Genomic DNA, 13,805 nt, shown 5'->3' on the forward strand with positions numbered 1-13,805 from the left:
AGAAATTAGAAGTCAGATTTTAGAAGTAAATGCGACCTGATAAAGCAGCAAAGCTAATACATTCAAACACAGAGTTCGTAGAAAATGAGGTAAAATACAAGTATATTTTAATCAAGAGAATATCAAGGAACAATTACGAATTACGAATTTAACTTTTTGATTGCCAGTTGATTGAATGTTTGTAAACAGTAGTTTATTTAATTCTTATTCCCAAAAAAGCTACCCAAAATACAGTTAAAATATTTTAGGTAGCTTTTTCTAAATTTTAAGTCTGACTTCTAAAAAAAACTATTATTTTATGATAAGTTTTTTAATAGAAGTTTGATTGTTAGAATAGGTTTTAATAATATACATTCCTTGAGCCATTCTATTGAGATAAAATGATTGTTTGTTACTTCCTTTCTGTAGAGATTGAATCCAGATAGTCCTTCCTATTGCATCAAAAACAGTTATTTCTATATTTTCTGAGAGAGGAAAGTCAAATTCTATTTCAAAGTTTCCATCCGTACTAGGATTTGGATAAATAACCCAATCGTTAGGCTGATTATCATTTCCCTCTGGTACTACAAATGAAATTGCTTCTGTTTGTCTTATACAACCAGATTGATAGGTAACAACTGCTGAATAAGAACCACTTTTCTTAGGTATAATCGTAATTTGTCCATCAAATTCTGTTACAACTTCATCATCAAGTTTCCATGAAACAGAAACTATATTTTGATTATCTGCCTCTTGTTCTATAAAAATAGTTGTTTCAGAGGTGTTCAAATATGGTGTTGGAGCTTGAAAAATCTCAATTTCATTAGAAATAAGTTCACAGTCGTTTAGACTAACTTTTACCCTATATTTTCCTGCTGTATCTATCATTAATTTGTTTGTTCCATTACTAACAATCAAACTATCATTTCTAAACCATTCATATTTTACATTTGAAATAGATTCAGTTGTCAAAGTCAAATCTACATTAGTACAAAGAGTGGTGGCAGAAGATTGCAATATTAATTCAGAAGGTAAGTTTGAATCTGTAATGGAAATAGTAATAGTAGTTTCTGAACTACAGCCATTTTTTGTTGCTCTCAATGTATAGTTTCCACTTTGAGTAACTCTTAATTCTGTTTCTGTACCAATTACATTATTGTTAAATAACCATTCATAACTAGCATTTGAGTTTGATTGTAGTGTAGAACTAGTAATATTAAGTATTCCACTTCCACAAAAACTAATATTATTTTGTTGTTGTATTTCTGATAAAGGAGCATAGTTTACAAGAACTGTTACAGATTCAGATGTTACTAGACAGTTTTCTCTTTTAATTCTTACTTGATAATCTCCAGAAGAAGTTGCTTCATAGTTTATTCCATTTCCTACTTCAACGCCATCTTTGAGCCACGTATAAGAAGTTGCATTACTTACACTTTGTGCTTCTAATGATATAGAGTTTTGACAAGAAATACGTTCGCTCTCTCCTAAAATAATTGCCTCAAAAGCTGTCTGATTATCATCTTTTTTTAGGGCTTGTATTGCAAATGTATATAGCGAATTATCTACATCACTATTTTTGATAGAAATAGTAGCATTTTGAACTCCTATAACATTTGGCGTATAAGTAACTGAAAAAGTAGCACTAGCATTTGCAGCTATAGAAGTGGTAGTAAAATTATTAACTACAAAATCAGAAGAACCATTAATAGAAATAAGGGGATTTCCAGTTAAATTTATTGTTGTACAGCCTTTATTAGTAATTGTAAATTCTCTGGTAATAGAACCAGCATTACAAGCATCAGCAATTCCAAAATCTGTTCCTGTACTTGTAGTAGCATATGAACTACCGTTTAGAATATAGTTATTATTGCCTGTTACTTCTATTTTAGAACCTCCAAAATCAGAAACATAAACAGCACCTATCGGTACTCCATTGCTAGAACGATACCCTTGCGCTCCTATCACAAGTTTATTGGCATGTAAGGCAACACTACCACCCACATATTCATCAAATTGAGCAGGAGAAGGTTTTATTTTTGCAATCTCTGACCAGTTAGCTCCTTCTTTTTTATAGAAGTAAGCAGCTCCTGATGTCGAATTTGTGCTAGATTCAAATGGAACTCCTACTAAAAGGTAGTTTCCGTAAAGGCTCAAAGATGTACCAAAAAGAGTATTACTAACAGCATCACTAGCAGTTATTTTTGATTCTTCTATCCAGTTAGCTCCATTATATTTGTAAATATAAGCTGCTCCTTTATTGTTATTATTTCTATCTGTTCCTATGGCTAGTTGATTTCCTGAAATAGAAATAGATTGACCAAAATTCATTCCTTGTGAAACATCATTAGGTTGAAGTTTGTCTATTTGTGTCCAAGTATTTTCATTTCTACGAAATGTATAAACAGCTCCTTCATCTGAATCATTGGTTTTTTGTCTTAAAGCTCCCACAATTGCCCAGTCATTTTGTATGTCGACAGTAAACCCAAATAGGTCAAATCCATTCAAATCATTAGAAGCCAATTTAGCTTGTTCTGACCATGTAGTACCTTCTCTCTTATAGATGTATGCTGCTCCTGCTGAACCTCCTGCTGCATCTTCTCCCCAAGCTCCAATAATAATATGTTCTTGATCAATGGCTACACTTCGTCCAAAGTAATCATCAACTTGTCTATCACTTGCTGTCAGTCTTGCTTGTTGAATCCAATTACTCCCTTCTTTGTGAAATACATAAGCAGCTCCTCTAAAGCTATCTCTCCAACCTCCAACTACGATATAATCTTCATATATATCTACTGCATATCCAAAATCTAGTGTATTTCCTAAAGGTAAATTATTAGTGCCTTTCAAAACAGCATCTTCTTGCCAAGATATTCCATTATATTTATAAACAATAGCCTCTTGTTCTTCTGGAGAGCCTACTACCATATAGTTATTCCATATTGCTACAGATGTTCCAAAAAAAACTGATGGAGTGTTTGGACTGTCATAAACAATACGGTTAATAGGACTAGGAATTCCATAAACACCTGAACCTGTAATATTAAAGGTATAGGGAGTATTGCTAGGGTCATTACTTCTTATAGATATTATTGCCGTTTGAGTAGCTGCTCGTGTAGGTTTGAATGTAACTGCAAAAGTTTGTGCTTCAAAAGAAGCTATTGTATTACTTCTAACTTGACTAACTGTAAAATCTGATGAGCCAGAAATTTGTATAAAAGGGTTACCACTCAAAACTAAGTCACTAAAACCAGCATTTCTTATTGTAAATGTTTTTGTGATTGTATTAGCCGTACAGGTATAATCTACAGCTCCGATATTAAATGTTTGGTTATCGTATATTTCTTCTCTATCTGCTTGAATAGTTAGTTGTGGTGCAGAAGAAGTCTCAAAAGTCATGAGAGTTGCATAGAAGTCGCTAAGTGCATTATGAAATAATAAATAAAGTTTGTCAGAAGAAGATATAGCTAAATTTTGTAAGTCTGTAACAGGGACAGCAAAATCTGGAGAGCCTACATGTACCCATCCTCCGTTATCAAATTTCATTACATTGGCTTTAGAAAATGCTGCATCTTTATAAGATACATAAGGAATTTCATTTTGCCCTATTACAATACTTGGAAAAGCACCAGCATTTGCTGTAAAACCAGCATTACCTACAAGAACCCAGTTATTCCCATCAAATTTCATGACACTAACTTTATTACCCTGTGCAAAATCTTGAAAAGCAACATAAGGAACATCACTAGAAGAAATAGCAAAACTACTATTCTGTAAGTCAATTTCTGTGAAACCTGTAAAACCTTCATTACCAACGCTTACCCAGTTAGTGCCATCAAATTTCTTTACTGAAATCTGACTTGCCAACTCTATGTTGTTGTGCATAACATAAGGAATATTGTTGCTATTTATTTTTAGTCTGTTAAGAGTAACAGCACCTGCATTTGCAGCACTCACACCAGCTCCAACATTTACCCAGTTTGTGCCATTAAACTTCATAACAAAGCTATTTCTTTCATTTTCATCTATAAAAAGAACATAAGGAGTACCGTTATTATCAATTTCTAAACTTTGATTTGTAGAGTTGGGGGAGCTAAAACCAGCATTACCTACAAGAACCCAGTTTGTACCATCAAATTTTTTGACGGTAGTAGCTCTGTTTAATGTAAGGTCATTATAAGCAACATAAATAATATCATTATTATCTATTGCAATACTTGTATATTCTGTTTCTACTGCAAAGCCTTCTGAACCTAATTCTGTTTGAGTATTTCCATCAAACTTTATGACTTTTGATATTCTTTCAGTATTTTCTTCTAAAACAAAATAAGCATTATCTTGAGAGTCAGTAACAAGACTCTCATCATAGGTTATACTAGTATTGTTAGGGCTAGTTATTAATGTTTTCCATTGCGCTTGGACTTGCCAACTAATTAATAAAAAGAATAAAGAAAAGAAAAATGAGATGTTTTTTTTGAAATGTAAAGATTGTTTCATTATTGTGTCTTTTGAAATTTGTGGTAATGGATTCTTTTTTTGTAAAAATAGCTTTGAATTATAGTTCTGACAATTAGTAAATGGTAAAAACAAGTCTCATTTTTTAATAACAATATATCATTATTAAAAAATGAGACTATTAAATAAACTGTGATAAGCGATGTTTTTTATTCTGATTTTTTAATTTATAATCAGCTGCTTAACAAAAGATTGCTTGTCAGAATATGCTTTCAGGACGTACATCCCTTGAGCCATTTTGCTAAGATTGATTTGTTTTTTGTTACTTCCTTTTTTGAAAGATTGCGTATAAACAACTCTACCTGTAGCATCAAAAATAGTTATATCTGTATCTTCCAACAAAGAAGCTCCAAATTCTATTACAAAATTTCCGTCTGAGCTAGGGTTTGGATAAACATTCCAGCCAGTTTGTTTTTTGTCTTCTTCTCCTGTTACTACTTCGATAACTCTGAATGAAACAGTTCTGGTCTGTGTTGTACAACCAGTTTGATATATAACAACTGCTGAATAATTACCACTTTCTTTTGGAGTAATCGTTGTTTGTCCATCAAAAGCTGACAATATTTCGTTATTTAGTTTCCAAGAAACAGAAGCTATATTCTGGTTGTTTCCATTTTGTTCTTCTACAAAAAGAGTAGTTTCAGAAGTACGCAAATAAGCCGTCGGAACTTTCAAGATTTTAATTTCTGTTTCATTAGAAATCAATTCACAATTATTCTGACTGATTTTTACCTTATACTTTCCAGCTATTTTTGTAGTTAGTTTATTTGTTCCATTACTGATAATTAAACGTTCATTTCTTAACCATTGATAAGTTACATTTGGAATAGATTCAGTAATCAAAGTTACCTCTGTATTAGGACAAATGATATTAGCAGAAGATTGCATAAGCAGTTCAGAAGGCAAATCTGTAACTGTAACATTGATATTTGTTTCAGCACTACAACCGTTTTGAGTCGCTCTCAATGTATAATTTCCACTTTGAGTAACTATAAGGCTATTTTCTGTTCCTACGATATCATTATCAAATAACCACTCATAAGTTGCATTTGAGTTTGATTGTAATGCAGAATTAGCAATATTAATTGTGCCACTTTCACAGAAACCAACATTGTTTTGTTGTTGTATTTTTGATAAAGGAGCATAATTTAAAAGAACTCTTATAGGCTCTGAAATTTCAATACAGTTTCCTCTTTCAATTCTGACTTGATAGTTTCCAGAGAAATTAGCTTGATAATTTTCTCCACTTCCTACCACTATTCCACTTCTAAGCCAAGTGTAAGAAATTGCGTTATCTACTCTTTGTGCTTGTAAAGTTGTAGAACTCTGACAAGAAATAAGCTCATTTTCTCCTAAAATAGTTGCTTCAAAAACTGGCTGAACAATTACTTGAACAGCAGTTTTTTCACTTTCTCTTCCGTTACTAAATACACTTACATAAAAGGTTGTACTTTGAGTAATAGGTGGAAGTTCTATTGTTGAATTATAACTTTCAAAAATTGGATCAGCAGCATCTTGATTTTCGTAAATACGATAGGTTGCTCCTGTGCTTTTTACTTCAGCTATTGCCTCTTGACCTTCACAAATCTCATTTGTAGAAATCAAAATTGGTGCTTCTGGTAAAGTGCGCTCTGAAGTGAGAACAGGCTGTGAAATAGAATTTCCATTTATTGCAATTACTTTATATAGATATAAAATATCTGGATTCAAGTTTTCGTCTAGGTAAGAAATAATTGTTCCATTTGTAAGAGTAGCAATTAAAACACCATTTCTATAAATACGATAACCTGTGGTTGCTCCAATTGGAATATTCCAACTTAACTCAATTTGAGTAGTAGAAATTACCTGTGCCTCAAGATTTGTAACTGGGTTAGCTATACCTCCAGTATTTCCACCTCCTCCAGAAGTAACTTCTGAAAAATCAATCTGTAAGTTATTAACAGAGAAATTAGTAACATCTGCAGTAGTAACACCTTGAGTAAATGCAGTATTGTTAAACTCTACACTCAAATCATTTACATCATCTGAGTTTGTATGTGAAGTAGCTGTTCCCAAAAGATTGAAAGCTAGTTCTCCCTCATTTTGATAAACAATAGAAGCTGTAAGACCAGTAGGAATATTTGTAACGATTGCTTTTCCAGTTGTTACAAAATCTTCTCCATTTGTTCCTTCGAAGATTCCACAAGGCAAACTATAAATAGTCAGTTCATTATCTATTTGTCCAGAGGTTGGATTACTTTCTGTAAATGTAGTAGCTGAATAAGTTAGCTCTACAACTGGTGTAACAATTACCTCTTGTGTCGCTGTTGCTGTATTTCCACTATTATCAGTTACTGTCCAAGTTACCATTGTTGTTCCGATAGGGAAAATGGTAGGTGCATCGTTTGTAGTAGTTGCAACACCACAGTTATCATCAGTTATTGATGTTCCTAAATCTACATTTGAAGCTGTACAGTTTCCATTATCTGCATTTACAGCTACATTTAAAGGTGCTGTAATTGTTGGATTTTGAGAATCTGTAATAATTACCTCTTGTGTCGCTGTTGCTGTATTTCCACTATTATCAGTTACTGTCCAAGTTACCGTTGTTGTTCCGATAGGGAAAATGGTAGGTGCATCGTTTGTAGTAGTTGCAACACCACAGTTATCATCAGTTGTTGATGTTCCTAAATCTACATTTGAAGCTGTACAGTTTCCATTATCTGCATTTACAGCTACATTTAAAGGTGCTGTAATTGTTGGATTTTGAGAATCTGTAACAATTACCTCTTGTGTCGCTGTTGCTGTATTTCCACTATTATCAGTTACTGTCCAAGTTACCGTTGTTGTTCCGATAGGGAAAATGGTAGGTGCATCGTTTGTAGTAGTTGCAACACCACAGTTATCATCAGTTGTTGATGTTCCTAAATCTACATTTGAAGCTGTACAGTTTCCATTATCTGTATTTGCTATAATATTTGAAGGTGCTGTAATTATTGGATTTTGAGTATCTGTAACAATTACCTCTTGTGTCGCTGTTGCTGTATTTCCACTATTATCAGTTACTGTCCAAGTTACCGTTGTTGTTCCGATAGGAAAAGTGATAGGTGCATCGTTTGTAGTAGTTGCAACACCACAGTTATCATCAGTTATAGGTATTCCTAGATCAATGTTTGATGATTCACAATTTAAAGCTATGTCTATTGGTGCAGTAATAGTTGGGTTTTGATTATCAGTAACTGTTACATCTTGCGTACCTGTTGCTACATTTCCACTATCGTCTGTTGCTGTCCAAGTTACCGTTGTTGTGCCAATAGGAAAAATACTAGGAGCATCATTTACTATACTCGCAACACTACCACAATTATCAGATGTATAAGGCGTTCTTAAGGTTATACTAGCTGTACAACTTCCTGTGTCTGTATTTGCATTTATATTATTGAATATATAAATCGTTGGAGGTACATCTTCTGTAACAGTTACATTCTGTGTAGCTGTTACTGTATTTCCTCCATTATCAATCACAAACCAAGTTACAATTGTTGTTCCTACACGAAAAACAGAGGGAGCATCATTATATAGCTCTGCAATTCCACAATTATCTGAAGTAGTTGGTGTTCCCAAATCTACAAAAGTATAACAATAACCAACAAAACTAGGTGTTATAATATCTACAGGAGCTACAATAGTTGGGTTTTCTGTATCTGCTACTACATTTATGATTTGGGTATCAGTAGATGTATTTCCTGCTTCATCTGTTACTGTCCAAGTTACAGTGGTTATTCCAGATGGAAAGAAATAAGGAGCATCATTTGATACATCAGAAACAGTACAATTATCACTAGCTACAGGAGTACCTAATTCAATATCATATCCTCCACAAGTAGAAATATCATTTGGTGCAATAATAACAGGTAATTCATTATCTACTTCTTCTCCCTCTACATCAAATGAAAAAACAGGATTATCACAATCGTTTGTTATTACCTTTAATTTTGCTTTTTTGATACCACTAGATCTTGGGTCAAAAGTAACAGAAAGAGAATAATCTTCTCCCTGTTGTAATGTTAAAGGTAAAACAGGATTGTTTTCTATTCTAAAACTTGCATCATTACGAATTGTGTTTTGAAGTGAAATCTGTTTAATAACTAAAGCGTCTGTTCCTATGTTTTCTATTTTATAAGATACATTTAACGTATCGACACAATTAACTGCTCCAAAAGAAGTAGAGTCTGCAAGACTTGCTATAGTTTGTCCATTACTAATAGCTGTACTATTTCCACTTATTTGTATTTGTGCATTAGAAACAGCATTTGCTCCATATTTAAAGAAATATGCACTTCCTCTGCTTGATTGTTCTTGACTTGCTCCAACAAGAATAGTATTATTCCATACACTCATTTCTTTTCCAAAACCTTGTCCACCTACTGCATCTGTAGGAATAATTTTATCAAATTGATTCCAAGTAGAATTTTGATTTGTAAATACATATACAGCACCTGACGAAATTCGATTATTTTGATTCGAATAATCTCCAACCATTAATGTAGAATTATCAATATAAACAGAGCTTCCATATTGATAACTGTAATTGTCATTTGGTTGAATATTATTTTGTGCATTCCAAACGTTATTTTCATAAGTGTATACGTGAGCATTTTGACTTGCTCCAATCGCTAATTTATTATTGTGCAAAGAAATAGATTTTCCAAATGCACTTGCACCACTTAGTGTAAGTTTTGCGTTTCTATCCCAAGAGTTTCCATCTTTTTCATAGACATAGACAGCTCCACTACTAGATTCACTAGGAGCACTTACTGCTATCTTTTCTTTGTGAATAGATACTTTGTCTCCAAATTGTGTGTAGTCATACCTTGAACCATCAGGTATAAATGTTTCTATAAGGTTACCGTTATCGTATGCTGATGGTGTATATAAGAATGCTCTATTTGCATCACTTCCAACTACTATATATTCTCCGTACACATCAACAGACTTACCAAACTTACGTGCATTACTATATATGTCTCGTTTTACTTTACTCGTTTGTTCCCAAGCGTTATTAATCTTATCAAACACATAAACAACTCCTCTTCTACTTTGGTAAGGTTGTCCTTTACTTGGAGCACCTACAACAATTCTATTTTCATGAATAGCAACGCTATATCCGAACTCATCTCTAAGGTAAGCATCATCAGCCATAAGTTTTGCTTCTTGTATCCACTCTCCATTTTGCTTGTGATAGACATATACAGCTCCTGCATCTGCTGCTGCTTCGTCGTCTTTGTATTTGCCTATTACTGCATAATCTTGATACAAGGCAACTGAATAGCCAAAATTATCACTACTTTGTGGATTTGAATCAACTACTTTTTGATGTTCAACAATATTACCGATATAAACCTGCTCACCTTTGATAGCATATTCATATACACTAACTCTACAATCACTATTATTTACTTGCAATGTCGCTTCATGAACGCCCCATTGAGCAGCAGAAAAAGTAACATTAATCGTATATTGTTCATTTGGTAAAAGGCTTATAGGAAAGACACTATTATTTAATAAAAAGCTTGTAGCCGAATTACCAGAAAAAGTAATACTATTTATCACTAATGTATCAGTTCCTGTATTTTTCAACGTATAAGGAAGTGTACTCTCACAGCCTATTGTCAATCCAAAATCAGTATAGTCAGTTAACGAAGTTATGGTATTTCTATGAGGAATAATAGTATTGTTTCCTTTTACCTCCAACTTTGGAAGTTCTAGAGATGTATTTGCACAAGCATTAGACGTAGTCGAATATGGCTCAATGTTTAATGTAGAATTATATTCTGTTATGAAAGCATCTCCATCACCACCAATATTAATAGAACCAAATACACTTCCCCAATAATTGTTCGACGCATCTGCTTCTCCATCTCCATGTATAATTGCATTATCATTACAAATAAAATTATTATATTGAATACTTTTTGAAATAGTATTATTAGAGTTGTTGTAATAATAGTAATAAGCACTTCTACTATTATCTATACCAATATTATTTTTATGAAAAGTATTGCAGCTAATATTTAGGATTTTGTTGGCAACTTCCACTCCAGTCTCTCTATTTTTAAAAGTGCAATTTTCTATATCAGTCTTTTGGCTATAAACTTTTAGACCTTTTCCAGCAGAATTATGGAGAGCAGAGTAACTAAAATCTAATTTTTTTACACTAACATAATTCAATCTATCTAAAATAATTGGATTGTCTATTTCACTCATATCTGTAGTGATTTCTATATCTGTATTAGGAACAGAACCATCAGAGATTGAAATATTACCCTTATTACGATGCAAAATAGAGCTATTATCAATAGTGAGAATATTTTTAGGGATAACTGATTCTTTTCCAAATCTATTATTTTTCACTAAAATGCCTCTGCTCGTAAGTGTATTGTTTAAATTACGAATTCGTAAAGCTCCTGTTATTCCACCAGAATCTCTAAAGTCGTTGCCTTCAATAACTAATGAATAATTTCCTCCATATACGCCATTAATGTATAAGGCATTCTCTCTTCCTTTAATAGTCAAGTTTTTTAATGTTATGCTTGCAGAACAGCGATCTATGTCTACACCTAAACCATAAAAAGTACCGTGATTCGCACTGAAATCTAATGCTCTTATATCAATATTATGACATCCACGCAAGAATATGGGGTACTTTAGGTCTAATCCACTACTCAAAAATATATTTGTATTTGGAACACTTCCATCTGATATATTTAAGTTGTGAGAATATCTGATTGTCCAGCCTGAGATGACAGGTAGGTTTAAACTTCCTATCATATTATTTCTTAGTAATTTATTGCCGAATAAGTGTTCTAGCTCAACAGCACTAGTGTCAGCAGAAGAACCACAATTTCTAAAGTCATTGTCTTGAAGAATGATATCATCTATTGTATTTGAAGTACTACCTTCTATACGACCTCTCGCTTTTATCGCCTGTTGTCTATTATTTACTATTACATCTTTTATGACTATATCGGCAACTTCCTTAATATCTATAGCTAATCCATAGAAGGTAGGTCTATTGTGTGAAAAGTCTAGTTTTTGTATACTGACATTATCTGCCTCCAATATCTTGATAGGAGCCTCTACGTTCAATCCTTCTGCATTAAGTTGAATATTTGTGTTGGGAATACTACCATCTGATATATTTAAAGTATTAGCATCTCTAATAACAAGTACACTACCTTGAAAATCATCATATAACCGTTCAAAATTATTATTTTCTATGAGCAGTCCACCTATTAAATTTTCCTCCTCTACATAGCTTGCTTGAATCATTGTGTGGGTATTTGTAAAATTACTATTCAACACTTTTACATCTTTACAGTGAGTGGTTAATATGCCGACACGGCGATTTTTAGAAGTTATGTTATCAATCTCCACGTTATTACAGCTTAACATATACACACCTGTTCCAAAAGGTTGGTACTCTAACGGATTTGTATCGATATGTGATACATCTATGTTACTAATTTTGATATTATCCACACGGTAAAATTGTAAGGCTCTTTCAAGTTCGTCAGGTATTGTATTAGGTAAAATAATATTTGTATTATTTGATGCTGTATTAGAAACACTGATATTCTTTCCTTCAACTATCTTTATTATACTAAAGACATTTTCAGAAATACCTATGGGGTCAAATGAACTATTAGTCCCAAACAGATTATTATTTATATATATGCCTCCAACTAAGCTTTCTTCTATTAAGTTATGAAGAACTATAGCAGCAGACGTTGTGTTGTTATTATTTTCATTATAACCATTATATGTAAGATCATTATTGACAATAGTGATGTCTGTAACTTCTGTAGCACTTATTGCAACTTCCCTTCTATGTATAATTGTATTATTTATCAATACCCTCTTACATTTCCATAAATCTATAGCAGGCTCTTCATCACCAGTAATACGTGATGTAAAATCTAAATTATGTATTTCCAAGTCATTTACAAGATATGCATCAATGAGTCGATCCATTTCACTCAAATCACCTATAATTTGGATATTAGTATTCGGTTCACTTCCATCTGAAATAATTAAACCATTTATATAATTCAAGTCAAGTAACCATCCATCATTTTCTGTTGCATAAGGAGATACTCCTCCAAAAAGGGTGTTAGAAACATGGATACCATTTGGAATATTTATGCTTTCTAGAGATGATAGGGTTAATGCTTTATTACAGTTTCTTAAGTCAGAGTTGGTAATAGATAAGTCTGTGGCATTATAGGCTGTTACCCCATTTCCCTCAGAAACTTTTACATTATCTATACTTATGTTCTTGCATCCACGGCTAAATAATAGATGACCTTTAGTTTCAATATTTTCCACAGAAATATTTTCAGTAGCCTCAAAACTGATTCTAATACGTTCCATGATTTCTGGCAACTGTATATTTGTATTATTTTCGATTTGAGAGTTAATATAGATATCTTTTGAGTTTTTTATGCTTATATGTCCAAATATAATTGCAGGATAATTTACAAACTCATTATTAGTGAAGTTAATTCCCCCAATGATATTTTGAGATAGTAGGTTATTTGCCCTTATTAAGTCAGTTGTATTTTTAAATTTGTTTTCTGTTATCTCAACATCAGTAATATTTTCTAGTCCAAAAACATTAGCTATATTTTCAAATGTGTTTTTCGTAATGATAACTTCTACCCCATTATTCAATTCTATAAGAGGTGTAACATCTCCATTGAGAGCATTACTGAAGAAGTAAATACCTTTCATTTGAAAAGATGAATTATTTGTTGTTTTAACTGCTGTTCTATATGGTCTAACTATCAAGCGAACAGTAGGTAAACCTAACTGGTAATTTGGAGCTGTACTACCATCTATAATTAGTGATTGAGTGATTGTTGGTAAAGAAGTTAATAAGGTTATATCCCCATCAACATCAAAAACGATCTCATCAGCATCAGTAGTTGCATTAGCATCAAGTATAGCTTGTCTTAACGTTCCTGCACCAGCATCTGCAAGAGAAGTAACTCTAATGGTAGCTGCATTAGCAATAGAGAAAGAAAAGAGAATAAAAACAAAAAAAACTACCCAACTTATATTTTTGAGTAGAGTAGCTTTAGTATATGATTTTTCCATAAATATGAATAATTGACTTAAAACAGAATGTAATAATTTGAAGATACAAAAGTAACTTTTATTTTTTGTAATCACAAAGGATAATATAAAATATTGCGTTAATTTGCTGTATTATAGATAGTTGTATATACAAGCAAGTAAGTGTGGCTTTTTTGTAGATTATGAATAACTGA

At 32.5% G+C, this 13,805-nt stretch carries 2 protein-coding genes; both read right to left on the reverse strand.

The window, feature by feature from the left end:
• Positions 1 to 291 precede the first annotated feature (291 nt).
• Positions 292 to 4,476, reverse strand: coding sequence for a choice-of-anchor D domain-containing protein (locus WAF17_RS16125; RefSeq protein WP_338761755.1), 4,185 nt, complete (start codon positions 4,474 to 4,476; stop codon positions 292 to 294).
• 180 nt (positions 4,477 to 4,656) lie between these two features.
• Positions 4,657 to 13,632, reverse strand: coding sequence for an HYR domain-containing protein (locus WAF17_RS16130; RefSeq protein ID WP_338761757.1), 8,976 nt, complete (start codon positions 13,630 to 13,632; stop codon positions 4,657 to 4,659).
• Positions 13,633 to 13,805: the final 173 nt, after the last annotated feature.

It is taken from the genome of Bernardetia sp. ABR2-2B (assembly GCF_037126435.1).
In the GTDB taxonomy this organism is placed as follows: Bacteria; Bacteroidota; Bacteroidia; order Cytophagales; family Bernardetiaceae; genus Bernardetia.